This window comes from Neomesorhizobium albiziae, assembly GCF_900114255.1.
Classification (GTDB): Bacteria; Pseudomonadota; Alphaproteobacteria; order Rhizobiales; family Rhizobiaceae; genus Neomesorhizobium; species Neomesorhizobium albiziae.
Map to the genome: position 1 here is coordinate 1 of NZ_FOSL01000009.1, position 24,078 is coordinate 24,078.

Below are 24,078 nucleotides of genomic sequence, written 5' to 3' on the forward strand. Positions count from 1 at the left end.
AACTTCACAAATGAGCGTCCGCCAGCGGTCGACGACATCGGCATGGTTCGTTACCGCGCTCGCAAGGCCGACTGCGATGCATGCGCCTTAAAGGCCAGATGCTGCCCGAAGGCGCCGGCCCGCAAAATCCTGCGCTCCATCCACGAAGGCGCCCGCGACATGGCCCGGAATATTGCAACGACCGACGCCTACGTCGTCTCCCGCCGACAACGTAAGAAGGTCGAGATGCTGTTTGCACACCTCAAGCGCATCTTGAGACTGGACCGCTTGCGCTTGCGCGGACCGAATGGCGCAAAAGACGAATTCCATCTCGCCGCCGCAGCCCAGAACCTCCGCAAACTCGCAAAGCTGATCCCGATGCCGGCGCTGAAACCGGCATAAGACCGGTTGCGGCTCGTTGCGCGTAAAGATCGTCAGACCCAACCCGTCACCAGAAGCCGACTTCTTCAACGGTATCCAACCAAAGCGGACATTCGACGGAGCAGCAGCGTTTTGACCGCTCGATACCCCTGGTGCTTTCATACCGCCTGTTCACGAAGCGTCCGGCATATTATCACCTGACGATCTCCAGGAATCGAACGGCAGAGGACGCCTGAATGAAACTCGGCTTCATCGGTACAGGCGCACTCGCATCGGCGATCGTCACCGGACTGAAATCCGCCCCCGGTGATCACACCCCGGTTCTGCTTTCGCCGCGCAATGAAGAGATCGCCGCCGGCCTGGCTGCCCGCTATCCGGATGTGCGCGTTGCGCCCGACAATCAGACGGTCCTCGACAATTGCGACACCGTCATGCTCGCGGTGCGGCCGCAGATCGCGCATGACGTGCTCGCGCAGTTGCGGTTTCGCCGCGACCATCACGTCGTCAGCCTGATCGCCACCCTGTCGCGCGAGGAAGTCGCCGCGCTGATCGCTCCCGTCGAGCGCGTGACGAAAGCCCTTCCGATGCCGATGGTCGCCTCCCGGCAGGGCGCGACCATCATCTGCCCGCCCGACCCTGCTATCGCTGCACTGTTCGGAAAACTCGGAAAAGTCATCGAGGTCGAAGACGCCGCCGAGTTCGACGCGCTCAGCGTCGCCACCGCGACATTCGCCACCTATTTTAAATACCTCGACACGCTCCACGCCTGGCTGAAAAACCATGGCGTCGCCGACGCAAAGGCACGCGACTATGTCGCCGCCCTCTTCAAGGCGCTGGGAAGCGCCCCGGAAACGATGCCGGATGCCGGCTTCACCCTTCTTGCGGAAGACTATGCGACGCGCGGCGGCATCAACGAGCAGGTCCTGCGCGAACTGACCGCGCGCGGCCTCTTCGATGCGTTTGCCGAAAGCCTCGACGGTGTGCATCGGCGGATTTTGGGGCGCTGAGGTCACAGGCTCCCTCGCCGCGCAACACTCGCAGATGTTGGCTCCGCCCCTCATCCGCCTGCTGGCACCTTCTCCCCGTAAACGGGGAGAAGGAAGCTATCCCCTCCAAACGCCCTCCCGCCGCAAATCCTCCATCGTGCGCGAAATGCCTTCACGCAGGATCGCCACCATGTCGTCGATCTGCTCCGTCGAAATGACCAGCGGCGGCGACATCACGCACATGTTGATCAGCGGGCGCACCAGAAGGCCGAGTTCGTGGCAATGGGCGTCGATGCGTTTTCCCACGTCCTTGTCGATCAGCAAGGGGTCGTTGCTTTCGCGGTCGGCCACGCACTCCACGCAGGCCATCAGGCCGGCGCCGCGCACCTCGCCCACCAGCGGCAGTTCCTCCAGCGTTTTCAGCTTCGCCTGGAAATACGGAGCGACCTGGCGCGCATGTTCCAGCACGCCGCCCTCCAGAAGGTCGAGGTTCCTCAGCGCCACCGCGCAGCCGACGGGATGGCTGGTGTAGGTCAGCCCATGGCCGAACATGGCGTCGGGATGGTTGGAGCGCCGCAGTTCCTCCATCAGCCGGGCCGAGATCACCACGCCGCCGAGCGGGAAATAGCCCGAGGTAACGCCCTTGGCGAAAGTGATCATATCGGGTTCGATGCCGAACACGTCGTCCGAGGCGAACACATGGCCGAGGCGGCCGAACGCGGTCACCACCTCGTCGGAGACGTAGAGTATGTCGTTCTGCCGGCAGATCTCGCGGATGCGCCTGAGATAGCCGTCCGGCGCGATCACCACGCCGCCCGAGGCCTGCACCGGTTCGCCGACGAAGGCGCCGATCCGGCCTGCGCCGATGCGGGCGACCGTTTCGGCAAACTCGTCGACCAGGAAATCGGCGAAGTCCCCGACGCTCATGCCGGCCGGGCGCCGGAACGGGTTGGGCGACGACAATTTGACGATCAGCTCGTCGGCGCCGTCCATCCAGTCGCGGTCGCGCGGACGACCGTTCAGCGAGGCCGACAGATAGGTCGAGCCGTGATAGGCGCCGCCGCGGCTGAGGATCAGCTTCTTCTCCGGGCGTCCGCGCACATTGTTGTAGAACTGCATGAAGCGCAGCGCCGTCTCCACCGCCGAGGAGCCGCCGGTGGTGAAGAACACGTGGCTGAGATCGCCCGGCGCGTGGCCGGCGATGCGTTCGGCGAGTTCGGCCGAGGGCGCGTTCATCGTGTACCACGGCGTGTTGTAGGAAAGCGCCATCGCCTGGTCGTACATCACCTCGGCCAGCTCCTTGCGGCGATGCCCGACATTGACGCACCACATGCCGGCCGGGCCGTCGATCAGCCGCTTGCCGTCGCCATCGGTGATGTAGATGCCGTCGCCCTCGCCGATCAGCGCGCGCGCCTCCGCGCCCACCGAGCCGGCGAACGGCCAGGGCTGCACGAGGTGCCGCCTGGCGGTCTCCACGGCATCCTCACTTGCCGCGATCGCCGTCGCCGTCAACGCATTCCTCCTGATTTCCCGCATTGCCGCCATCTCGGTCACCTCACATTTTTCTGATGCCGCCGGGATCGTTGAAGCGGGGCGGAACCGCAAGGGAAACAAAGCTAATACATCTCTATTTTGAATGTCCGTTCAATCAATATTACAGAAATAGCGCTTGATTTCAATCCGCGTATGCGCTCATGATGAAGAAAGTCGGCTGCCAACGGGAACTGGCGGACCGGCGCTGTCGAATGGGATTTCGCATGGCCGAAACAGCCACGCATGACATCGAGCCTGCACCTGGAGCGCTGCAATGACGGTTGCTGCGGAAGGATCGCCTCCATTGCGTGCAAAGCGCGCTGCGGCCGGCTCCCTTCTGCAATCCGAGCAGGCGCAGGGTATGGCGCTGATCAGCCCGACGCTTCTCTACGCGCTCGTCCTGCTTGCGGTTCCCGTCCTGGTGGTCATCGCCCACAGCTTCTGGACGCAGGACTACCTCACCATCGACCGCACCTTCACGCTGGAAAACTACCGCCTGGCGCTGACCGAGCCGATCTACCGCGACCTTCTCATGCGCTCGCTCTACATCTCGCTGACGGTCAGCTTCTTCACGGTGGTGCTGGCCTACCCCATCGCCTATTTCATTTCGTTCCACGGCGGCAGCCGCAAGAGCCTGTGGCTGTTCCTCATCACCATCCCGTTCTGGACGAGCTATCTCCTGCGGGTCATGTCGTGGAAGGTGATCCTCGGCTATGGCGGCGTCCTGAATTCCGGGCTGATGGGCCTCGGCATCATCGACGAGCCGTCGACCGCCTTCCTCTACAACACCACCGCCGTCATCCTCACGCTCACCCATGCCTGGGCGGCGTTCACCATCCTGCCGATCTTCGTCTCGCTGGAGAAAGTCGACCGCACGCTGCTGGAGGCCGCCACCGATCTCGGCGACGGGCCGGTCCGCCGCTTCCTGCGCATCACCCTGCCGCTGTCGATGCCGGGCGTGATCGCGGCGCTGCTGATCGTCATGATCCCCACCGTCGGCGACTACGTGACGCCGCGGCTGGTCGGCGGCAAGGATGGCGTCATGATCGCCAACGCCATCCAGGCGCAGTTCGGCAAGGCCGCCAACTGGCCGCTGGGCGCCGCACTCTCGGTCACCACCATGGCGATCGTCACCGCCATGGCCGGCGTCACCGTCTTCATCCTGCGCTGGGCGGCAAGGCGGGCGCGATGACGGCGGCGCGCAGGCTCTTGACCAACTGGCTGCCGCTCTACGCGGCGCTTTACATCGCCTTCCTCTATCTGCCGATCCTGCTCCTGCCGGTGTTTTCCTTCAACACTTCGGCGGTGCCCAAATTCCCGCTCACCGGCCTGACGCTCAAATGGTACGAGAGCCTGCCGCACACGCCCGCGCTGCTCGACGCGGCCTGGAACAGCCTCGTCGTCGGCTTCGCCGCGGCCGTGGTCAGCACGCTGCTTGGCATCTGCGCGGCGCGCGCGCTCACCCGCTACCGCTTCCCCGGCCAGCGCGCCGCAAGCAGCCTCATCATGGCGCCGCTGGTGTTGCCCGAGATCATCGTGGCGGTGTCGCTGCTGCTGGTGCTCCTGCAGCTCGGTTTGAGCCTGTCGCTGTTCACCGTCGTGCTCGGCCATGTGCTGATCTGCATCCCCTATTCCGTCACCGTGCTGACGTCCGGCTTCGAAGGGTTCGACCGCAGCCTGGAAGAGGCCTCCACCGATCTCGGCGAAACCGCCTTCGGCACCTTCCGGCGGGTGACGCTGCCGATGGTGGCGCCGGCCATCATCTCCAGCCTGCTGGTCTCCTTCACCATCTCGCTCGACGATTTCATCATGGCCTTCTTCCTCAGCGGCACCGACACCACCTTGCCCGTCTACATCTGGGGCCAGCTGCGCTTCGCAGCCAAGCTGCCCAGCGTGCTGGCGCTCGGCTCGCTTCTGCTCGTCGGCTCCTTCGTGCTTCTCACTTTCGCCGAAATCATGCGCCGCCGCGCCGAGCGCCGCACCCGCAACACAGGGGGAGCCTTTGTCTGACAGGCCGATGATCGAGATCAGCAGCGTCTCGCGCAGCTACGGGGCGTTCAAGGCGCTGGACAACGCCTCGCTCAGCATCACCAAGGGCGAGTTCTTCTCGCTGCTCGGCCCCTCCGGCTGCGGCAAGACCACGCTGTTGCGCATGATCGCCGGCTTCGACACGCCGACCAGCGGCACCATTTCCGTCGACGGCCAGCCGATGGACGGCATCCCGGCAAACCGCCGCCCCACCAACATGGTGTTCCAGAGCTACGCCATCTTCCCGCATCTCAACGTCGCACAGAATGTCGCCTACGGGCTGAAGCGGCTGCGGCTTCCTTCGGCCGAGGAAAAGCGCCGCGTCGAGGAGGCGCTGGCGCAGGTGTCGCTGTCTGGCCTCGACGCGCGCGGCGCCACCGAACTCTCCGGCGGCCAGCGCCAGCGCGTGGCGCTGGCCCGCGCGCTGGTCATGCGGCCGAAGGTGCTCTTGCTCGACGAGCCCTTGTCGGCGCTCGACAAGAAGCTGCGCGAACAGATGCAGGTCGAGCTTCGCCGCCTCCAGCAGGCGGTCGGCATAACCTTCGTGCTCGTCACCCACGACCAGTACGAGGCGCTCGGCATGTCCGACCGCATCGCGGTGATGTTCGGCGGCCGCATCGCGCAGGTGGCGGCGCCCAAGGAGATCTACCAGCGTCCGGTCAACCGCCAGGTCGCCGATTTCCTCGGCGGCATGAATTTCGTCAAGGCCGAGATCGTCGAGGAAAACGCCGCCTCCATCACCGTCGACACCACCGGCTTCGGCCGCGTCCGGACCGACAAGCCGCAGGCCTTCGTGCGCAACGGCAAGGCGGCGACGCTGGGCATCCGGCCCGAACGCCTGCGCGTGCTGTGGGACGACGCCACCAGCCCGCATGAAGTGTCGGGAAAAGTCGTCGACCGCCACTATTTCGGCGAGATCACCCACCTCATCGTCGAGGTGCCGGGGCTGGAGAAACCGCTGTCGGTTTCGGAAACCAACAATTTCGGCGCCGACGACATTCCGGTCGGCGCGCCGATCCGCCTCGCCTACGATCCCGACGCGCTGGTCGCCATGGCGGATTGAAGCGGGCGCTCTTCGTCCTTGAGGGGAGGCTGGACAACCGCTGCAAGCGGTTGGACGGGTGGGGTCCGAGCCGACAAACGCCAACCCTCTTTTTGAATCCTCACCCCCACTCCGTCTCGGCTTCGCCTCGCCACCTCTCCCCCTGCCCGGGGTAGAGGAAGAGCGGAAACCTTGGCGCCTTTCCTCTCCCCCTTCGATCGGGGGAGAGGTGGTTTGCAAAGCAAACCGGAGTGGGGGTCGAAGCGCCCCTCAATACCCCGATTTGATCTTCTCGAATTCGGCGATCATCTTCTGCTTCAGCTCGGTCGGCACCGGCGACTGGAACAGCGTCTTGTCGACGAATTTGTCGACGTCGGCATATCCCTGGTCGGCGATCACCTTGGGGTCGATCGTCGCCATCGACTTGGCGTTGGCATGGCCGTAGCCCCAGTCGGAGAGCAGGTAGCTGGCAACCGCCGGCGTATCGATCGCGTTCAGGTAGTCGTAGGCCTTTTCCTCGCTGCCCGGCGCATCCTTCAGCCTGACGTAGCCGCAGACCCAGGTCGACAGGCCTTCCGCCGTATCGCGCTTCATCTTGATCGGCGCTCCGGCGAGCACCGATTGCGCGGCAGCATCATTCCACGCCCAGGCGAGATCGACCTCGCCGCTGGTCATCGCCTGCACGATCTCGGTGTTGTCGGTCCAGTAAAGGCGGACGTTCTTGTGGACCTCGCGCAGGAAGGCGGAGGCTTCCTTGAACTGCTCGTCGGTCATCTGCGTCCAGTCCTTCACGCCGACGACCAGGCTTGCCAGCGCGTAGGCATCGTCGACGCTGTCGCCGATCGACACGCGGTCCTTGAATTTGGGATCGGCAAACGAACGCAGCGACTGGATGTCCTTCTCGTCGACCTTCTCGGCATTGTAGGTCAACAGCGTGTTGCCCCACTCCCACGGCATGAACCACGCCTTGCCGTCGGCGGTGGCCGTTGCCAGGTCCTTCATCGCCATGATCGACGGATTGAGATCCTTCCAGCCGGCGATCCTCGACGTGTCGATTGGCTGCAGCAGGCCGGCGTCGCGCCATTTCACCACGTTCTGCGAACAGGGATGCGCAAGGTCGGACTTGAAGCCAGACCGCAGCTTCTGGAAGGCTTCTTCCTCATCCCCGAAAAACGTGAAGGTCGGCCCGTCGCCATATTTGGCGATATAGTCGGGGTGGAATTCCGGTATCTCATAGCCCGACCAGTCAAAGATGGTCAGGTCGGTGTCCTGGGCCAGGGCCGCGGTGGCGGCCGACGCCGAGAGCGCCGCCGACAGCGCCGCGGCCAGCGTCACGCGCCTGCTGATTGTTCTCATCGTTCCGTCCTCTTTGTTGTTGTCGTTGAGCTCAACCGACGTCCCGCACCCTTTCTCCCTGGCGCGGATAGTGTTGCGGAAACACCGACGAGAGAAATTCCCACGCCGCCTGCAGCGCCGATTCACGGGTCACGTCCTCGGTCCCCATCATCAGCCTCAGCCACAGGCCCTCCAGCATCGCGCTCAGCGCCAACGCTGTAGCCTGTGGTTCAAACGCGTAGCCGGCGTCTTCCTTCAAGGTGCGGCAAAGATCGACGAAGATTTTCTGGTAGGCCGCATCCCTTGCGCCGCACAGCGACTGATAGGTCGGCCGCGATTTCGCCTCGCCCCAGAATGCGCACCATGCGGCGAGTTTGCGCTTGGTGCAGATGGCACGGTCGAAATCTGCGGCGACCAGCGCCCGCAGCTGCTGCGCGGGGTCGTCGCCGGCTTTCAGCAGCGCCGCCCGCCAATGCGCGGAATATTCGTCGTACATATGCTGCAAGGTCGCTATCAGCAGCTTTTCCTTGCTCTCGAAGTGGAAGTTCACGATGCCGCGCGACAGGCCGGCGCCGTCGGCGACATCGGCCATCGTGGTCTCGGCATAGCCGCGCTTGGCGAGCGAATCGATCGTCGCCTCTATCAGCTGCAGCTGCCTGACTTCCTTGGAGGCCTTGCGGCCGCGCTTCTCGTTGTCCTGGGTGGCCTCTTTCGGCGATGCCGATTTCATGAGCGTGTCCATCTTCAGCACCGCCGGTCCAGACTCATCGCCCCGGCTTTCGTCCGCGCAAATGAGTGGGACGGTGCTCGCCGCTGTCAAGAACCTTCTGCATGGCCTCCCAGGTTCTGATGTTCTTGTCGACATAGGCGCTGCCCACGGCTGCGGCCGCCGTGTCGTAAAGCGGGCCTTTCAGCCTGGCGAGCTCGGCGCGCGCGACCTCGCGATACCAGCCGTTGCGGTCGGTGACAGTCACCTCGGCGAAACCCGCCTGCTGCATCGCCCGGCGGTAGCGCTCCGGCGAGGCCATGCTGAACGACAATCCTTCGGCGGCGATGTAGTCGGCCATCTCTTGCGATGGCTCCCCGTCGTGGCCGATCAGCCAGTCGCTGGCGGCAAACACCCCGCCGGGCCTCAGCACCCGGAAAATATCGGCAAACAGCGCCTCCTTGCCGGGCACATGCAGCAGCGCATCCTTGGAGAACACCACGTCGAAGGAAGCATCGGCGAATGGCAATCGGCCGGGCGGCGCCTGCACGAAATCGGCTCGCCCTGACAATCCGCGCGCAGCCGCCCGCCGCCTTGCGCTTTCGATCACCGGGCCTTCGATGTCGAAGCCCGTCGCGTGGGCAGCGCCATGCTTCTCGATCAGATGCAGCGTGATGCCGCCGGCGCCGCAGCCGATATCGAGCACGTGCTTGCCCGCCAGCGAAAACCCGTCGAGCACCCGGTCGACCTCATCCGGGCCGCCTGGCGAGAGATACCCCTCGCCCCACAGCGCTTCCAGGAAACGGATCGCGACATCGTCATATTCCGGCACTGCACTATGGGATTCGAGCATCGGCAATTCCCAGAGCATTTTGCAGCCAGGTGGTTTCACCTGGCGTCGCACAAATGCGGCCAAAACAAGCAGCTAGAGCTGAATGCCCGGTGCGACTTCGAATGCATTCCGCTCTAGCCTGCATTTCTCCAAAACCTACTCCGAACACAGGAAAACGCAACACCATTTGTTGAACATTCATTCAATATGGCTGGACAAATGCCAATCAGCCGTGCCAGATTTGACCGGCGGAGACGCTTGATCCTCCCCTGCGCAGCGGGAAGGGTTATCGCATTAGGGTTCTGTCTTCCCCCACTCCGGAGGGAGAGGAAGGGAGCCCGGCATAGCGGCCGGCGCTTCCTCTCCCCCGTCGATCGGGGGAGAGGTGGTTTGCAAAGCAAACCGGAGTGGGGGTCGACCACTCATATGCGATAGCCCCTCCGAGCGGGAGAAGGACCATGCGAAGCATGGTGGAGGGGGCATACGCGATAGCCCCGCTCACGGGAGAGAGGCCGGGACGAAAAATGAAGACCTGGGATGCGATCGTCATTGGCGGCGGCCACAACGGCCTGGTCAACGCATGCTACCTGCAGCGGGCCGGCCTCGACGTGCTGGTCGTCGAGAAAAACGCCTGGATCGGCGGTGCCGCGACCAGCCGCGAGCTGACGCCCGGCTATCTCTATTCCAACTGCTCCTATGTCTGCTCGCTGTTTCGACCCGAGATCATGCGCGACCTTGAGCTGCCGCGTTTCGGCCTGCAGGTCATCTCCTACGAGGGCGGCGCGGTGTTCACGCGCGACGGCGATTATCTCGCCAACTACCGCGACCACGACGCCCACCGCCGCGAGTTCGCGCGCTTCTCCGCCCGCGACGCCGAAGCCTATGACCGCTATGCCCGCGACGTGACCCGGCAGTGCCGTTTCATCCAGCCGCTGTTGATGCGCACCGCGCCCGATCCGACCAGCTTTCGCCCGCGCGACATCGGCGAGCTGATGTATCTCGGCAGGAAGTTCGCCGGCCTCGGCGCCGAGGACATGGCGCAGACGCTGCGCTTCTGGACCATGTCGATCTCCGACTTCCTCGACGAATATTTCGAAACCGATGTCATCAAGGCGAACTTCGCGCTCTCCGGCATCATCGGCACGGCGCTAGGGCCCATGTCGCCCGGTACCGCCTATGTGCTTCTCCATCACTACATGGGCGAAGTCGACGGCTCGGTCGGCGCATGGGGTTATGCGCGCGGCGGCATGGGCGCGGTCACCAGGGCGCTGTCGGATTCGTTTCGCGCCTGCGGCGGCGTCATCCGCACCGATGCCGAGGTCGACCACGTGCTCGTTCAGGGCGGCAAGGCGAAGGGCGTGGTGCTTTCCGGCGGCGAGGAAATCTACGGCAAGCTCGTCGTTTCCAATGCCGACGTGAAGCGCACCTTCCTCAAGCTGGTCGAGGCGAAGGAGCTGCCGGAAATCTTCCTGCGCCGCGTGAAGAACTTCAAGATCCGCGGCTCGTCCGGCAAGGTCAACATCGCGCTGGATTCGATGCCGGAATTTCCCGCGCTGCCGAAGGATTCGCCCTGCTATCGCGGCGACCTGCACTTCACCGATTCGATGGAGCGCATGGAACGCGGCTACGACGACTGGAAAGCCGGGCGCTGGTCCGCCGACCCGACGCTCGACATGATGATCCCGACCGCGCTCGACCCCACCATGACCTCGCCCGGCACGCATTTCATGAGCTGCTTCGTACAATACGCCCCGCCCAGGATCGAGGGGCGCGACTGGACCGACGCCGACCGCGACGGTTTCGCCGAAACGGTGATCTCCCAGATCGCCGATTATTCGCCGGGCTTCCGCGACCGCATCGTCCACATGGAGGTGCGCACGCCGCGCGAGATCGAGGCCGAGGTCGGCCTCACAGAAGGCAACATTTTCCAGGGCGAACTCACCTTCGACCAGTTGCTGTTCAACCGGCCGGTGCCGGGCTACGCGCAATACCGTTCGCCGGTCGGCGGGCTCTACATGTGCGGCTCGTCCACCCATCCCGGCGGCGGCGTCATGGGCGCGCCCGGCCGCAACGCGGCCTCGGAAATCCTGCGCGACCTGAAGCAAGGCGCCAAGCACATGAGCCCGGCCCATGACGTCATATGATTGCATCGTCATCGGCGGCGGCCACAACGGCCTCGTCGCAGGCACCGTCCTTGCAAAATCGGGACGCAAGGTGCTGGTGCTCGAAGCCGCCGGCGAAATCGGCGGCGCTGCCCGCACCGAAGAATTTTTCCCCGGCTTCCGCGTCTCCTCGGTCGCCCACGTCCTCAACCGCCTGCATCCCGAGGTGGTCAAGGCGCTCGATCTGGAAAGACATGGCCTCGCCCTGGAAGGTGCCGGCATGTCCTCGGTCGTCCTGTCGCCATCCGGCAACCCGCTGGTGCTGCGCGGCGCCTATGGCGAAAGCCTTGTCGGCGCGTCCGCCAGCGAGGCCGTGGCATGGCGTGCGTTGCGCGCCCAGCTTTTCCGCTACGCCGGCATCCTGAAGCCGTTCCTTGCCCGCCGCCCGCCTGACCTTGCCGGCATGTCGCTGTCGGAAACCTCCGCGCTCGCCATGGCCGGCCTGTCGCTCAAGCGTCTCGGCAAGGAAGACATGCGCGACTTCCTGCGCATGCTCCTGATGAACGTCGCCGACGTCGTGGACGAGCAACTCGAGGACGACCGCCTGAAGGGTTTGCTCGCCTTCGACGCGGTCCTCGGCGCGCATCTCGGTCCACGTTCGCCGACCTCGCTGCTCGGTCTCTACTATCGTCTCGCCGGCGAGGTGGCGGGGGTCGACGGCGCCCAGATGCTCCCGAAAGGCGGAATGGGCGCAATCGTTGCTGCAATCGCGTCGTCCGCGGCGAAAGCCGGCGTTTCGGTGCGCTCGCAAGCCGCTGTGAACAAGATCCTCGTCGAGAAAGGCCGCGCTATTGGCGTTGTGCTTGAAAACGCTGAGGAAATTCGAGCGCGCACAATCGTCTCCGCAATCAATCCATCCACCACCTTCGATCTTGTGGGCGCCAGGGAGCTCGACACCGGATTCGTCCGAAAGGTGAGGAATATCCGTATGTTGGGCGATGCGGCCAAGCTTCACCTGGCGCTCGACCGCCCGCCGCAATTCCTTGGCGTCAGCGGCGAAGACCATCGCGGCCGGCTGGTCTTCGCGCCGTCGGCCGACCACGTCGAGCGCGCCTTCAACCCTTGTAAATATGGAGAATTTTCGCCCGAACCGGTCATGGAAATCACCTTGCCGAGCCTCGCCGACCCCTCGCTCGCGCCCGACGGCGCCTGCGTCCTGTCGGCCGTTGTGCAGTACGCGCCATACACATTGAAGGAAGGCTGGGAGAGCGGAAAGCCGAAGTTTTTCAAGGCGATAATGGCAGCGCTCGAAGCCGTGGCCCCGGGCATCGGCGCGACGGTGCGGCATGCCGAACTGCTGACGCCGCCCGACATCGAGCAGCGTTTCCGCATGCCCGGCGGCCATTGGCACCACGGCGAGTTGCAGGCCGACCAGATGCTGGTGTCGCGGCCCGTCTCGGATGCGGCCGGCTACGATACGCCGCTCGAAAACCTGTTCCTCGCCGGCGCCGGCTCGCATCCGGGCGGCGGCGTCTCCGGCGTTCCCGGCCTCAATGCGGCGCGCCGCATCATCGCGATCAAGGGCTAGGCCATGGCAATTACCGCCAGCAAAATCAAAAGCTTGAGCCTGCAGCCCCGGTTCGCCGCGCAGGATCATTTCCGCATGCTGCGCCTGCCCTCGCCCTTCCAGCCGCGCATCGATGCGCTGGCCAGGACCGAGGACTGGTACACATGGGCCGGCTACAAGGCGCCGCTTTCGCTGTGGGATGAAGAGCTCGAATATTTCGCTATCCGCAGCCAGGCCGCCGTCTTCGACATCTCGCCGATGGTGAAATACCACATCGCAGGCCCGGACGCCGAAGCGTTCTGCAACCGCCTCACATTGCGCGACGTGACCAGGCTCAAGCCCGGCCGCGTCCACTACACCGCCTGGTGCGACGATGCCGGCCATGTGCTTGATGACGGTACGCTTTTTCGTTTGTCGCCGGACCGCTTCCGCCTCTGCTGCCAGGAGCGGCATCTGCCGTGGCTGCTCGACAGCGCCATCGGGTTCAACGTGTCGGTGGAGGAAGAGACCGAGGCCGTCGCGGGCCTCGCCTTGCAGGGTCCGACTTCTTTCGCGGTATTGCGCGACGCTGGGTTCAAAGACATTGAAAAGCTTAAGGTTTTCGACATCGCCGAATTCCCGCACGAGGGCGGCAGCGTCACCATTTCACGCACCGGCTTCACTGGCGACCTCGGCTACGAACTGTTCGTGCCGGTCGGGCTGGCGCTCTCGCTGTGGGACCGTCTGTTCGAGGCCGGGCGCCTGCACGGCATCCGCGCCATCGGCTACACCGCGCTCAACCGCGCCCGCATCGAGGCCGGGCTGATCGTCGCCAACGCCGATTTCGTCACCGCCGAACATGCCATCCGCACCGACCGCCTGCGCTTGCCCGACGAGATCGGCCTCGGCTTCATGGTCGACGCGGAAAAAGGCTATTTCAACGGCCGCCGCGCCATTCTTGCCGCCCGCGCCAACCGCAGCATGAAACATGTCCTGGTCGGCCTGGAGATCGAAGGCAACATTCCGGCCGAACATGCCATCGTCTATCACAGGCAGAAGAAGGAAATCGGGCTTGTCAGCGCCGCGATCTGGTCGCCGACCGGCAAGCGCAACATCGCCATCGCCAGCCTGTCGCGGCCCTATGGCGACACGGTGGTCGACGATCTCTGGGTGGAGATCTACGCCATGCGCGAACTGAAATACGAAAGGCTGATGAAGCGCGCCAAGGTGGTGCCGCGCCCGTTCATCAAGCTCGAACGCCGCACCGCCAATCCGCCAGCGGATTTCTGAGATGGACGACGACGAAACCGCCGAACAATGGGCGCTGGTCAACACGCCGCTCGGCGAGGAATGGTCCGGCCGCACCCGTTATGCGGCGGCGATGTTTTTCTACAAGCGCGGCGAAATGAGCGCCGAAACGCTGGAAGTCTACCGCACCTGCTCGCGCCTCGACGCCGAGGATCCGCTGTCGATCATCCGCGACCACGGCGTCGGCAAGGACTGGCTGGCGCGCATGGCGGGGAAAACCCGGCCCTGATCAGGCCAGGAAATCGGCGCGGTGCGGGGTGAATGTGTCGACCAGCCGGCCAGCCTCCAGCGCCTTCACGCCGTGCACCAGGTTCGATGGCACGATGAAGCCGTCGCCGGCCGAGAGTGTTTCCACCTTGCCGTCGATGACCACTTCGAAACGGCCTTCGGCAACGTAGCTCGACTGCACATGCGGGTGCGAATGCAGGGCGCCCACGCCGCCTTTTTCGAAGCCGAACTCGACCATCATCAGTTCGTCGGTGTGCAGCAGCACCCGGCGGCGGTTGCCATCGGGCGTTGTCGTCCATTCGCCTTCGCCGGCGCGCGAGAAGAGTTTGGTTTCGGCCATCGAAGTATCCTTATCTCGCCAGCCAGCCGCCATCGACGGGCACGACTGCGCCGTGCATGTATTTGGAAGCCGGCGCCAAAAGGAACACCGCGGCATCGCCGATATCGGACGCCTCGCCCCAGCGCCCCGCCGGAATGCGCCCGAGGATCGCGGTGCTGCGGTCGGGATCGTTGCGCAGCGCCTCGGTGTTGTTGGTGACGATGTAGCCCGGCGCGATCGCGTTGACATTGATGCCCTTGGCAGCCCACTCGCAGGCCAACAGCCGGGTCACGCCGAGCACGCCATGCTTTGACGCGGTGTAGGAGGCGACGCGGATGCCGCCCTGGAAGGACAGCATCGAAGCGATGTTGACGACGCGCCCTTCCCGTCCCGCGGCGATCGCCTTTCTGGCAAGGGCCTGGGTCAGGAAGAAGAGCGATTTCAGGTTGATGTCCATGACGTCGTCCCAGTCCTCTTCGGTGAAGTCCACCGCATCGGCGCGCCTTATGATGCCGGCATTGTTGACCAGGCCATCGACTGGGCCGTGTTCGCTCCACGCCGCGTCGAGCATCGCGGCTGCCGCTTTGTGATCGCCAAGGTCGCAGGCGATGGGGATAAACGAGCCTCCCACCGCGGCGACGCTTGCCGCCGTCTCGTCCATAGACGAACGCCCGACGCCGATGACGGTCGCACCCGCCTTCGCCACCGACAAGGCGATGCCTTGCCCGATGCCGGTGTTGGCGCCGGTGACGATGATTTTCTTGCCCGAAAGGCTGAATGCGGAAAGGTCGGTCATCGCAGGTCCTCCATCGCCACCATGTCGACATCGGCGTAGTCGACATTGTCACCGGCCATTGCCCAGATGAAGGAATAGTTGGAGGTTCCCGCGCCGGAGTGGATCGACCAGCCGGGCGACAGCACCGCCTCCTCGTTTTTCATCACCACATGCCGCGTTTCGTCGGGTTCGCCCATGAAGTGGAAGACCCGCGCAGTCTCCGCCAGGTCGAAATAGAAGTAGGCCTCCATGCGCCGGTCGTGGATATGACAGGGCATGGTGTTCCAGACGGAGCCGGGAGCCAGTTGTGTCATGCCGACGACGAGCTGGCAGGTCTTTGCGCCCTCCGGATGGATGAACTGGAAGATCGACCGCTCGTTCGAGGTCTGCTGGCTGCCGAGATCGATACGCTTGGCGTCGGAAATGGCGATCCGCCTGGTCGGATGAGCCTGATGCGCCGGTGCGCTGAGCAGATAGAACTTCGCAGGCGCAGCCGCGTCGTCCGACGAGAAGGCGACGCTTTGCGTGCTCATGCCGACATAGATCATGTCGCGCGGCCCAATGGCATGGGTCTCGTCGCCGGCCTTCACGCTGCCAGCGCCGCCGACGTTGACGGCGATCAGTTCGCGCCGGTCGAGGAAATTTTTCGTACCCGTCGGCTTGATCGCTTCGAGCGCAAGCGGTTCGTCCATCGGCATGGCGCCGCCGACGATCATGCGGTCGTAATGGGTATAGGTGAGATTTATCCGTCCGGCCTGGAAAAGGTCGCCAATGTGGAAATGATGGCGCAGTTCGTCCGTGCCCATCGCGGCCGCGGCGTTGGGGTCGATGGCAAAGCGGGACGAATAGCTGGTGCTGTCTGGCATGTCGCGAGTTCTTCTTTTCGGATTTGCGGTTAGGTCGTTCTGACCCGCGGGCTGGCGGCAAGGTATTCGGCCTGCTGGCTGGTCAGACGGTTGCGATAGCGGTCCTGCGCGGCAATCAGATGGGCGCGCATGGCGTCGCGGGCCGCTTGCGCGTCGCCGGCCGAGATCGCCTTGAGGATCAACAGGTGCTCGCGCTGCAGACCAGTCAAATATTCAGTCGACAACACCTCGACCGAATACCAGGGCGAATTGCGGTCGCACGGAATGGTGCGGTCGCCGAGCGCGTCGAGGATTTCGACATAGAAGGGATTGTTGGTCGCAGAGGCGATCTCCCGGTGAAAGGCGAAATCCGCCTTGCCGGTCGGCTCGCCCAGGTTGAGCAGCCGCTCGAATTCGAAAAACGCTTCCTGGATGAGCGCTTCCTGCGCTGCGTTGCGGCGTGTCGCCGCCAGCCCCGCGCTCTCGATCTCGATGCCCATGCGCACTTCCAGCACGTTGATTGCCTGGCTGACCTTCTTGATCTCCTGGCTGAACGAACTGAACGTTGAGGCCGGGTGCTCCAGCACGAACACGCCCGCCCCTTGCCGCGACTCGACCAGTCCGTCGGCCGCCAGCGATGCGATCGCCTCCCGGATGACGGTGCGGCTTACCCCGAAAGTCTCGGTCAGCTGGCTTTCGGTCGGCAGTTTGTGGCCGGGCATGATCTCGCCGCCGATGACCTGCGAACGCAAGGCCGCGACGACATGTTCGGAGAGCTTCGGTTTGCGCTCGATGCGCTGGTCGGTCGCGATGTCGGTCATGTCGAGCCCCTATCTGAACACGCTGGGCAGCCACAGTGAGATCGCCGGGATATACGTCACCAGCCCGAGAACCACGAGCCCGGCGGCATAAAACGGCCAGATCGAGCGCATCGCTTCCCACACGCTGATCTTGCCCACCGCGCAGGCGACGAATTGCACAGCTCCGACCGGCGGCGTGTTCAGCCCGATGCCGAAATTGAGGATCATGATGACACCGAAATGCACGGGATCAATGCCATAGGCTTGCGCCACCGGCAGGAAGATCGGCGTGCAGATGATGATCGTCGGCCCCATGTCCATGAAGGTGCCGAGAAAGAGCATCAGAAGGTTGAGCAGAAGAAGCACGACCAGCGGATTGTCGGAGACGGCGTTCATCGAGGCGATCAGGGCTGCCGGCACCTTGAGGAAGGCCATCAGCCAGGAGAATGCCGCCGCCATGCCGATGATGAGAAGCACCATCGCGGTGGTGCGCACCGCGCCATGGGTGGCGTGCACGAAAGCTTCCCAGCTCATCTGCCGGTAGACGAAGACGGTGACCAGCAAGGCATAGATGACGGCAATGCAGGAGCTCTCGGTGGCGGTGAAGACGCCGGAGCGCACGCCGCCGAAAATGATGGCGATCAGCAGGAGACCGGGCACCGCGACGGCCGCCAGATGCACCACCGTCGCCAGTCCGGGGAACCGCTCCGTGGGATAGCCGCGGGAGCGCGCCACGAAATAGGCGGTCACCATGAGGGACAGGGCAAGCAGCAGGCCGGGGATGATGCCCGCCGTGAAGAGATCGGCGATGGAAATCTTGCCGCCGGCCGAGATCGAATAGATGATCATGTTGTGCGAGGGCGGCAGCAGCAGCGCGATCAGCGCCGCCATCGAGGTGACGTTCACCGCATAGTCGGCGCCGTAGCCGCGCTCCTTCATCTGCGGGATCATCAGGCCGCCGACCGCTGCAGCCTCGGCCACCGCCGAGCCGGAAATGCCGCCGAACAGCGTCGCGGTGACGATGTTCACCTGCCCCAGTCCGCCGCGCAGATGCCCGACCATCGATGCGGCAAAGGCGACGATCTTCTGTGCGATGCCTCCCCGCACCATCAGGTCGCCGGCGTAGATGAAGAAGGGGATCGCCAGCAGCGAAAACACACTCATGCCGGAGTTCAGCCGCTGGAACACGACCAGCGGCGGCAGGCCCATATAGATGACCGTGGCAAAGCTGGCGACGCCGAGGCAGAAGGCGATCGGCGTGCCGATGATCATGAGAAGCGTGAAGACGCCGAACAAGATCCAGAGTTCCATGGCGTCAGACCTTCACGTTTGCTGTATCGAGTTCGGCGGCGACTTCGGCCGGCGGCAGTTCGTCAAGAGCATCGTCGATCGGCACCCCGGCGAGACGCAGCACGATGCGTTCCAGCGTGAACAGCACCACCAGCACGCCGCCGGCGACCAGCGGCACGTAGTCCCAGCCGCCGGAAATGCCGAGCGAGGGCAGGACGGAACCCCAGGTCAGGGCAACCAGCTGGCAGCCGTACCAGATCATGCCGATGCCGAAGGCAAGCGCGACGAGATCGGAGATCATCCTCAGCCACTTCTTGCCACCTTTCGGCAGCGCATAGAGCAGCACGTCGAAGCCGAGATGATAGTTTTCACGCACCCCGACCGCAGCGCCCAGGAAGATGAACCAGCTCATCAGCATCACCGCGCCCGGCTCGGTCCAGCTCGGAGAATCGTTGAGCACGTAACGGCAGAAAACCTGCCAGGCGACGAAGATGGTCATCAGCACGAGGCCGGTGCCCGCCGCCCACAACACGAGGGTGTTGAGGCGGGACAGAACGCGGCCTGTTTTTTCCAGTGTGGCGGACATCTTGTGCTCTCGTGCCTTCGTTTCCTTGCTCGACGCTACCCCTCACCTGCCTGCCGGCACCCTCTCCCCGCAACGACGGGGAGAGGAGAGCAGCTGCAACGTTAGCGCCTCACTGCACCGCCCGCGCCGCGTCGACGAGCGCCTTGATCTTGGCGTCCTTGACGTGCTTCTCGTAGACCGGCGCCATGGCGTCGATGAAAGGCTGCTTGTCCGGCGTGGTGATCTGCGAGCCGGCAGCTTCCACCTTGGCGCGCGATTCCTTCACCTTGGCGGTCCACAGTTCGCGCTGCTTGGCAACGCTGTCCTTGGCGGCCTGCTTGAAGATCGCCTGGTCTTCCGGCGTCAGCTTGTCGAAGCTCGACTTCGCCATGACGAATGCCTCGGGCACCATCGTGTGTTCGTCGAGCAAATAAAACTTCGCCACCTCGGCGTGCTTGGCGGTGTCATAGCTCGGGAAATTGTTCTCTGCGCCGTCGATGACGCCGGTCTCGATCGCCGAATAGACTTCGCCGTAAGGCATCGGCGTCGCGTTGGCGCCGAGAGCGGCCACCATGTCGACGAAGATGTCGGACTGGATGACGCGGAACTTCATGCCCTTCATGTCTTCCAGCGTGTTGATCGGCTTTTTGGAATTGTAGAAGGAACGTGCGCCGCCGTCATAGAAGGCAAGCAGCACCAGGCCGACCTGGTCGAAGGCGGCCGCGATCTGGTTGCCGACATCGCCGTCCATGACCTTGTGCATGTGCTCTTCCGAGCGGAAGAGATAAGGCAGCGACGGCACCGTGGTCTCGGCGATGAGGCCGTTGAACGGCGCCATCGAGACGCGGTTCAAGTCGATGACGCCGGAGCGCACCTGCTCGATCGTGTCCTTTTCCTCGCCGAGCTGCGCGGAGTGATAGACTTCCACCGCATAGCGTCCGGCGGTGCGCTCCTTCACCAGCTCGCCGAAATACTTCACCGCCTCGACGGTCGGATAACCGTCCGGATGGGTGTCGGATGAACGCAGCACGGTCTGCGCCGACGCCGACCCGATCAACAGCGAAGCAGCAAGCCATGTGGCCCCCGCCAGTTTCGAAAAATGCAACATGGTTTCCTCCCGTTTGCATGGATGGCGGGGCGAGCCGCCGTTAGAGCCGGTACGCCTTTTTCGCCAGCGTATAGGCCAGTTCGTGCGCAAGCTCGTGCGCCTCGTCTTCTCTCAGGCGATGTTCCGAGACGAGGCGCGCGAGGAATGCGCAATCGACCCGGCGCGCCACATCGTGGCGGGCCGGAATGGATGGAAAGGCGCGGGTGTCGTCGTTGAAGCCGACCGTGTTGTAGAAGCCCGCGGTTTCGGTGGTCATTTCGCGGAAGCGCCGCATGCCTTCCGGGCTGTCGTGGAACCACCAGGCCGGACCGAGCCGCAGCGCCGGATAGACGCCGGCCAGCGGCGCAAGCTCGCGGGCATAGCTCGTTTCGTCCAGTGTAAAGACGATGACCGAAAGGTCCGGTTCGGTGCCGACCGCATCGAGCAACGGCTTCAGCGCGGTCACGTAGTCGGTGCGGGTCGGGATGTCGAAACCCTTGTCGCGGCCGAACCTCTTCAGCATCGAGGGCGAGTGATTTCGCCAGGAACCGGGGTGGATTTGCAAGACGAGCCCGTCGTCGAGGCTCATTTTCGCCATTTCGGTCAGCATTTGCGCGCGAAAAAGCCGCCGCTCGCGCTCGTCTTCCGAACCGGCCCAGATGCGATTGAACAATTCTTCGGCTGCCGCGGTGGAGAGATTGGCGGTCTCCGCGGTCGGATGGCCGTGGTCGGTGGACGTGGCGCCAAAAGACTTGAAGAACGCCCGGCGTGACCTGTGAGAATCCAGATAGCCCCGCCAGCTTCCGGTGTCGCAGCCGGTCATTTCACCTAGACGGTCGAGGTTCTCGCGAAACCCTTCGAAGTCCGGGTCGACCACCGAATCCGGCCGGTAGGCCGTCACCACGCGGCCCTTCCAGCCGCTGTCGCGGATCATCGCATGCCATTTGAGATCGTCGAGCGCGCCGTCGGTGGTGGCGATCGCCTCGATGTTGAAGCGCTCGAAAAGCGCCCGGGGACGGTAGCCGTCGGTCTGGAGCAGGCTGGCGATGGAGTCGTAATGCGCGTCGGCGGTTTGGACGCTCAGCGGTTCGGCGATGCCGAACAGGTCCGAAAACACATAGTCCAGCCAGATGCGGGTCGGGGTGCCGCGGAACAGGTGGTAGTTCTCGGCAAACAGCCGCCAGATCTTGCGGCCATCGGCTTCGAACGGCGAGCCATCGAGCGTCGGGACGCCGAGATCCTCCAGGCGCACGCCCTGGCTGAACAGCATGCGGAAAATGTAGTGATCGGGAACGATGAGCAGCCGCGCCGGGTCCGGAAACGGCTCGTTCAAGGCATACCACCTCGGATCGGTGTGGCCGTGCGGGCTGATCAGCGGCAGGTTTTTGACGCCGGCATAGAGGTCGCGCGCAATCGAACGGATGCGCGTTTCGGCTGGAAACAACAGATCGGGGTCGATGAGCATGCTCATGCCAGCGCTGCCGCTCCTCCTTCGGCAATCAATGGCTAGGGCCGACGACTGATAATGTCAACATACAAAAAGTGTATAGTTGTATGATGACTTTATTGCAGCCGCCGTATTTTCGATGCTAGGCTTTTAAAGTGCTTGCTTGAGGCGATATGTTGACGCTCTACGTTGCCCCCCTCTGTCCTGCCGGACATCTCCCCCTGTCCCACAGGACAGAGGGGGGCAACGTAGAGCGTCCGCCGGCAGTCGTCCTTGGATCGTGGCGATGACCTGGCGGCTTTCCAAAGCAACGCTAGAATCCCTGCCTGCATCAATTGCAGCGCCTCTTTACGATCGCGCAAAAATTGTACCCGGCATCGTGCATCTCGGCCTCGGCGCGTTCCACCGCGCGCACCAGGCAGCCTATGTCGACGAATGCCTGGCCGCCGGAGAAGCCGGCTGGGGCATCGTCGGCGCTTCGCTGCGCAGCGCCGACACGCGCGATGCGCTGGCGCCGCAGGACGGGCTCTACACGCTTGCCGTTCGCCACGGCCAGCGCGAAGATCTGCGCGTCATCGGGTCGATCGTCTCGACATTGGTCGCCCCGGAGAACCCGGAAGCACTGCTTGATGCGCTGGCCGATCCCGGTATTCGCATCGTGACACTCACTGTGACCGAGAAAGCCTATCTGCGCGACGCCGCCGGCGATCTCGACATCGCCCATCCGGATATCGCCTGGGATCTCTCGAACCCCGGCAAGCCGAAAACCTTGTACGGTTTTCTGGCCAAAGCCCTGCTTCGCCGAACAGCGGCGGGAGCACCGCTCTTCACCGTGCTTTGCTGCGACAACCTTCCGGCCAATGGCGCGACGCTGCGGCGGCTCCTCCTGCAGTTTGCCGCCAAACGCGGCGACGGGCTGGAGGGCATCGCAAGCCAGGTCGCGTTCCCGTCGAGCATGGTCGACCGCATCGTTCCGGCAACGACCGACGAGGATCGGGCACGCATCTGCGAGCAGCTCGGCGTCGATGACGCCTGGCCGGTGATGACCGAACCCTTCTGCCAATGGGTGATCGAGGACAGGTTCACCGCCGGCCGGCCGGACTGGGAACGCTTCGGCGTGACCATGGTGGAGGATGTAAGCCCATTCGAGGACATGAAGCTCAGGCTGCTCAACGGCTCGCATTCGGCGATTGCCTATCTCGGCCTGCTGCTTGGCCACGCGACCGTAGCCGAGGCCTTCGCGGATAAGGCTATCCGGCGCTTCGTCGAAGGCTTGTGGGGCGAAGCTATCCCTACCCTGCCCAAAGATGCCGAGCTCGACCCTGCCGCCTATACGAAAAAACTCACCGACCGTTACGACAACACGGCATTGCAACACCGCACCGCCCAGATAGCCATTGACGGCAGCCAGAAGCTGCCGCAGCGCATCATTGCTTCGGCGCTGCAGCGAGCTGGTGAAAACGCTGATATCAGCCACCTGATGCTGGTGGTTGCGGCCTGGATTGCCGCGTGCGAAGCGCGTGGAACGCAGCTTGACGCAGGCCTTTTCACCGACCCGCTGGACGGGCCGCTCGCGGCGATCGCCGCGGACAAACCTTCAGCGGCCGATACCGTAACCCGGGTGTTCGATGCCGCCGGGTTTGCCAAAGGCCATACACGCCGGGATCGGCTCGCAAAGGCAACGGCTAGCCACCTCCAAGCCATCCGTGGAAAGGGCGTCGCATTTGCCCTTTTAGAACTCGCGAAGAAGAAGGATTCCCCGTCTTGAAACAGACCTGGCGCTGGTTCGGGCCCGACGACCCGGTGAAGCTTTCGCATGTGCGCCAGGCGGGCGCTACAGGCATCGTTACCGCGCTGCACCACCTGAACGACGGCCGCATCTGGCCGGACGACGAAATCGCCAAGCGCAAGGCCGAGGTCGAAGCGGCAGGCCTCACCTGGTCGGTGGTCGAGAGCATTATCGTCCACGAGGACGTCAAGACGCGGACCGGCCGTTTTCGCGAACTGATCGAAAACTACAAGGCGTCGATCCAGGCCGTCGCCTCCGCGGGTATCAAGACCGTCTGCTACAATTTCATGGCGATCACCGACTGGACGCGCACCGACCTCGACTATCCGATGTGGCACGGGGGCACGGCGCTGCGCTTCGACATCGTCGAGTTCTGCGCTTACGACGTGCTGGTGCTGAGGCGCCGCAACGCCGAAAACGATCATCCCGCAGAGCGTATCGCTGCCGCCCACAAGCGCCTCGCCGCAATGAGCGAAAGCGACCTCGCGCGGCTGGAGCAGAACCTGATCGGCTGGGTGCCGGCGCGCGAATTCATCTACGACCGCGACAGCTTCCGCCGCGCGCTCGATGTCTACCGCGACCTGTCGGCCGAAGGCTTGCGGGAAAACCTGTTCGCTTTCCTGCGCGAGATCGTGCCCGCCGCGGAGGAAGCGGGCGTTCGAATGGCGATCCATCCCGACGACCCGCCCTTCCCGATCTTTGGGCTGCCGCGCGTCGTCTCAAGCGCTGCCGACGCGCGCGCGCTGCTTTCCGCGCGCCGCTCGCCATCGAACGGGCTGACACTTTGCACGGGCTCCTACGGAGCGGGAGCCCAGAACAACCTCGTCGCCATGGCAGACGAATTCGCTCCCGACATCCATTTCGCGCATCTGCGCAACGTGACCAAGGAGGAAGACGGTTCGTTCCATGAGGCCGAACACCTGGAAGGCGACACCGACATGGTGCGGGTCGTGGCGCTGCTGATGGCCGAAGAGCGCAAGCGCAAAGCCGAAGGACGCGACGACTGGGAAATCCCGATGCGGCCCGACCATGGCCACGCCATCGTCGACGACATCGGCAAGAAAGTGAATCCCGGCTATTCCTGCATCGGCCGCCTCAAGGGCCTTGCGGAACTGCGCGGCATCATGCGCACCATCGACACGTTCGGGTATTGAT

At 64.0% G+C, this 24,078-nt stretch carries 23 protein-coding genes; 11 read left to right on the forward strand and 12 right to left on the reverse strand.

Annotation, left to right across the window (positions count from 1 at the left end):
- Both F3H98_RS15465 and F3H98_RS15470 read left to right on the forward strand, forming a co-directional pair.
- Nucleotides 1-381, forward strand: a 381-nt coding sequence (locus tag F3H98_RS15465; protein WP_149761052.1) for a transposase, incomplete at its 5' end; no start/stop codon positions are given.
- 215 nt (nucleotides 382-596) lie between these two features.
- A complete protein-coding gene (locus tag F3H98_RS15470; RefSeq protein ID WP_149761053.1) occupies nucleotides 597-1,367 on the forward strand; it encodes a pyrroline-5-carboxylate reductase in 771 nt (256 codons plus the stop codon).
- Between the two features lie 96 nt (nucleotides 1,368-1,463).
- Here the strand turns inward: F3H98_RS15470 and F3H98_RS15475 are convergent, their stop codons facing one another.
- On the reverse strand, nucleotides 1,464-2,882 hold the full coding sequence (locus F3H98_RS15475) for an aminotransferase (RefSeq protein WP_425294851.1): 1,419 nt from the start codon (nucleotides 2,880-2,882) through the stop codon (nucleotides 1,464-1,466).
- 271 nt (nucleotides 2,883-3,153) lie between these two features.
- On the opposite strand from F3H98_RS15475, the gene F3H98_RS15480 reads away from it, so the two are divergent.
- The 3 genes from F3H98_RS15480 to F3H98_RS15490 are packed head-to-tail and all read left to right on the forward strand — an operon-like array spanning nucleotide 3,154 to nucleotide 5,970.
- On the forward strand, nucleotides 3,154-4,071 hold the full coding sequence (locus F3H98_RS15480) for an ABC transporter permease (RefSeq protein ID WP_149761054.1): 918 nt from the start codon (nucleotides 3,154-3,156) through the stop codon (nucleotides 4,069-4,071).
- Nucleotides 4,068-4,889: an ABC transporter permease gene (locus F3H98_RS15485; protein WP_149761055.1), complete on the forward strand. Its 822-nt coding sequence runs from the start codon at nucleotides 4,068-4,070 to the stop codon at nucleotides 4,887-4,889. Before F3H98_RS15480 ends, F3H98_RS15485 begins: the two co-directional genes overlap by 4 nt.
- A 7-nt stretch (nucleotides 4,890-4,896) precedes the next feature.
- Nucleotides 4,897-5,970 carry an ABC transporter ATP-binding protein gene (locus F3H98_RS15490; protein ID WP_149761242.1) on the forward strand — a complete coding sequence of 358 codons (1,074 nt, stop codon included), beginning with the start codon at nucleotides 4,897-4,899 and terminating at the stop codon, nucleotides 5,968-5,970.
- Between the two features lie 249 nt (nucleotides 5,971-6,219).
- On the opposite strand, the gene F3H98_RS15495 is transcribed toward F3H98_RS15490, so the two are convergent.
- The 3 genes from F3H98_RS15495 to F3H98_RS15505 are packed head-to-tail and all read right to left on the reverse strand — an operon-like array spanning nucleotide 6,220 to nucleotide 8,843.
- Nucleotides 6,220-7,305, reverse strand: coding sequence for an extracellular solute-binding protein (locus tag F3H98_RS15495; protein ID WP_149761056.1), 1,086 nt, complete (start codon nucleotides 7,303-7,305; stop codon nucleotides 6,220-6,222).
- A gap of 31 nt (nucleotides 7,306-7,336) precedes the next feature.
- Nucleotides 7,337-8,014 (reverse strand): transcriptional regulator BetI, encoded by a 678-nt coding sequence (betI, locus tag F3H98_RS15500; RefSeq protein ID WP_149761057.1) that lies wholly within the window; start codon nucleotides 8,012-8,014, stop codon nucleotides 7,337-7,339.
- A 34-nt stretch (nucleotides 8,015-8,048) separates the two neighbouring features.
- Nucleotides 8,049-8,843, reverse strand: coding sequence for a methyltransferase domain-containing protein (locus F3H98_RS15505; RefSeq protein WP_149761058.1), 795 nt, complete (start codon nucleotides 8,841-8,843; stop codon nucleotides 8,049-8,051).
- Between the two features lie 503 nt (nucleotides 8,844-9,346).
- On the opposite strand from F3H98_RS15505, the gene F3H98_RS15510 reads away from it, so the two are divergent.
- From F3H98_RS15510 to F3H98_RS15525, 4 genes are all read left to right on the forward strand, one after another.
- Nucleotides 9,347-10,966: a phytoene desaturase family protein gene (locus F3H98_RS15510; RefSeq protein ID WP_149761059.1), complete on the forward strand. Its 1,620-nt coding sequence runs from the start codon at nucleotides 9,347-9,349 to the stop codon at nucleotides 10,964-10,966.
- Complete coding sequence (locus F3H98_RS15515) at nucleotides 10,953-12,512, forward strand: phytoene desaturase family protein (protein ID WP_149761060.1); 1,560 nt, start codon at nucleotides 10,953-10,955, stop codon at nucleotides 12,510-12,512. Before F3H98_RS15510 ends, F3H98_RS15515 begins: the two co-directional genes overlap by 14 nt.
- 75 nt (nucleotides 12,513-12,587) lie before the next feature.
- Nucleotides 12,588-13,760: an aminomethyl transferase family protein gene (locus F3H98_RS15520; protein WP_244621744.1), complete on the forward strand. Its 1,173-nt coding sequence runs from the start codon at nucleotides 12,588-12,590 to the stop codon at nucleotides 13,758-13,760.
- A 1-nt stretch (nucleotide 13,761) separates the two neighbouring features.
- Complete coding sequence (locus tag F3H98_RS15525; protein WP_149761062.1) at nucleotides 13,762-14,007, forward strand: hypothetical protein; 246 nt, start codon at nucleotides 13,762-13,764, stop codon at nucleotides 14,005-14,007.
- Here the strand turns inward: F3H98_RS15525 and F3H98_RS15530 are convergent, their stop codons facing one another.
- The 8 genes from F3H98_RS15530 to uxaC form a co-directional block, all read right to left on the reverse strand.
- Entirely contained in the window at nucleotides 14,008-14,346 is a 339-nt protein-coding gene (locus F3H98_RS15530) for a cupin domain-containing protein (RefSeq protein WP_149761063.1), read from the reverse strand.
- Between the two features lie 10 nt (nucleotides 14,347-14,356).
- Nucleotides 14,357-15,121: a 2-dehydro-3-deoxy-D-gluconate 5-dehydrogenase KduD gene (kduD, locus tag F3H98_RS15535; RefSeq protein WP_149761064.1), complete on the reverse strand. Its 765-nt coding sequence runs from the start codon at nucleotides 15,119-15,121 to the stop codon at nucleotides 14,357-14,359.
- Nucleotides 15,118-15,966 carry a 5-dehydro-4-deoxy-D-glucuronate isomerase gene (kduI, locus tag F3H98_RS15540; protein ID WP_149761065.1) on the reverse strand — a complete coding sequence of 283 codons (849 nt, stop codon included), beginning with the start codon at nucleotides 15,964-15,966 and terminating at the stop codon, nucleotides 15,118-15,120. The genes kduD and kduI overlap by 4 nt, the downstream gene beginning before the upstream one ends.
- A 29-nt stretch (nucleotides 15,967-15,995) precedes the next feature.
- A complete protein-coding gene (locus F3H98_RS15545) occupies nucleotides 15,996-16,766 on the reverse strand; it encodes a FadR/GntR family transcriptional regulator (RefSeq protein ID WP_149761066.1) in 771 nt (256 codons plus the stop codon).
- 9 nt (nucleotides 16,767-16,775) lie between these two features.
- On the reverse strand, nucleotides 16,776-18,056 hold the full coding sequence (locus F3H98_RS15550; protein ID WP_149761067.1) for a TRAP transporter large permease: 1,281 nt from the start codon (nucleotides 18,054-18,056) through the stop codon (nucleotides 16,776-16,778).
- Nucleotides 18,057-18,060: 4 nt separating this feature from the next.
- On the reverse strand, nucleotides 18,061-18,621 hold the full coding sequence (locus F3H98_RS15555) for a TRAP transporter small permease (RefSeq protein ID WP_149761068.1): 561 nt from the start codon (nucleotides 18,619-18,621) through the stop codon (nucleotides 18,061-18,063).
- 109 nt (nucleotides 18,622-18,730) lie between these two features.
- A complete protein-coding gene (locus F3H98_RS15560; RefSeq protein ID WP_149761069.1) occupies nucleotides 18,731-19,708 on the reverse strand; it encodes a TRAP transporter substrate-binding protein in 978 nt (325 codons plus the stop codon).
- 40 nt (nucleotides 19,709-19,748) lie between these two features.
- Entirely contained in the window at nucleotides 19,749-21,158 is a 1,410-nt protein-coding gene (gene uxaC, locus F3H98_RS15565; protein WP_149761070.1) for a glucuronate isomerase, read from the reverse strand.
- A 262-nt stretch (nucleotides 21,159-21,420) separates the two neighbouring features.
- Between uxaC and F3H98_RS15570 the strand changes: the two genes are divergently transcribed.
- Both F3H98_RS15570 and uxuA read left to right on the forward strand, forming a co-directional pair.
- A complete protein-coding gene (locus F3H98_RS15570; protein WP_149761071.1) occupies nucleotides 21,421-22,902 on the forward strand; it encodes a mannitol dehydrogenase family protein in 1,482 nt (493 codons plus the stop codon).
- Complete coding sequence (gene uxuA, locus F3H98_RS15575) at nucleotides 22,899-24,077, forward strand: mannonate dehydratase (protein WP_149761072.1); 1,179 nt, start codon at nucleotides 22,899-22,901, stop codon at nucleotides 24,075-24,077. The genes F3H98_RS15570 and uxuA overlap by 4 nt, the downstream gene beginning before the upstream one ends.
- Nucleotide 24,078 lies beyond the last annotated feature (1 nt).

Bases quoted from the DNA above. Each gene is read 5' to 3' on its own strand.
- F3H98_RS15470 (WP_149761053.1), top strand. From the start codon at position 597: ATGAAACTCGGCTTCATCGGTACAGGCGCACTCGCATCGGCGATCGTC.
- F3H98_RS15475 (WP_425294851.1), bottom strand. From the start codon at position 2,882: ATGCGGGAAATCAGGAGGAATGCGTTGACGGCGACGGCGATCGCGGCA.
- F3H98_RS15480 (WP_149761054.1), top strand. From the start codon at position 3,154: ATGACGGTTGCTGCGGAAGGATCGCCTCCATTGCGTGCAAAGCGCGCT.
- F3H98_RS15485 (WP_149761055.1), top strand. From the start codon at position 4,068: ATGACGGCGGCGCGCAGGCTCTTGACCAACTGGCTGCCGCTCTACGCG.
- F3H98_RS15490 (WP_149761242.1), top strand. From the start codon at position 4,897: ATGATCGAGATCAGCAGCGTCTCGCGCAGCTACGGGGCGTTCAAGGCG.
- F3H98_RS15495 (WP_149761056.1), bottom strand. From the start codon at position 7,305: ATGAGAACAATCAGCAGGCGCGTGACGCTGGCCGCGGCGCTGTCGGCG.
- betI (WP_149761057.1), bottom strand. From the start codon at position 8,014: ATGAAATCGGCATCGCCGAAAGAGGCCACCCAGGACAACGAGAAGCGC.
- F3H98_RS15505 (WP_149761058.1), bottom strand. From the start codon at position 8,843: ATGCTCGAATCCCATAGTGCAGTGCCGGAATATGACGATGTCGCGATC.
- F3H98_RS15510 (WP_149761059.1), top strand. From the start codon at position 9,347: ATGAAGACCTGGGATGCGATCGTCATTGGCGGCGGCCACAACGGCCTG.
- F3H98_RS15515 (WP_149761060.1), top strand. From the start codon at position 10,953: ATGACGTCATATGATTGCATCGTCATCGGCGGCGGCCACAACGGCCTC.
- F3H98_RS15520 (WP_244621744.1), top strand. From the start codon at position 12,588: ATGCTGCGCCTGCCCTCGCCCTTCCAGCCGCGCATCGATGCGCTGGCC.
- F3H98_RS15525 (WP_149761062.1), top strand. From the start codon at position 13,762: ATGGACGACGACGAAACCGCCGAACAATGGGCGCTGGTCAACACGCCG.
- F3H98_RS15530 (WP_149761063.1), bottom strand. From the start codon at position 14,346: ATGGCCGAAACCAAACTCTTCTCGCGCGCCGGCGAAGGCGAATGGACG.
- kduD (WP_149761064.1), bottom strand. From the start codon at position 15,121: ATGACCGACCTTTCCGCATTCAGCCTTTCGGGCAAGAAAATCATCGTC.
- kduI (WP_149761065.1), bottom strand. From the start codon at position 15,966: ATGCCAGACAGCACCAGCTATTCGTCCCGCTTTGCCATCGACCCCAAC.
- F3H98_RS15545 (WP_149761066.1), bottom strand. From the start codon at position 16,766: ATGACCGACATCGCGACCGACCAGCGCATCGAGCGCAAACCGAAGCTC.
- F3H98_RS15550 (WP_149761067.1), bottom strand. From the start codon at position 18,056: ATGGAACTCTGGATCTTGTTCGGCGTCTTCACGCTTCTCATGATCATC.
- F3H98_RS15555 (WP_149761068.1), bottom strand. From the start codon at position 18,621: ATGTCCGCCACACTGGAAAAAACAGGCCGCGTTCTGTCCCGCCTCAAC.
- F3H98_RS15560 (WP_149761069.1), bottom strand. From the start codon at position 19,708: ATGTTGCATTTTTCGAAACTGGCGGGGGCCACATGGCTTGCTGCTTCG.
- uxaC (WP_149761070.1), bottom strand. From the start codon at position 21,158: ATGAGCATGCTCATCGACCCCGATCTGTTGTTTCCAGCCGAAACGCGC.
- F3H98_RS15570 (WP_149761071.1), top strand. From the start codon at position 21,421: ATGACCTGGCGGCTTTCCAAAGCAACGCTAGAATCCCTGCCTGCATCA.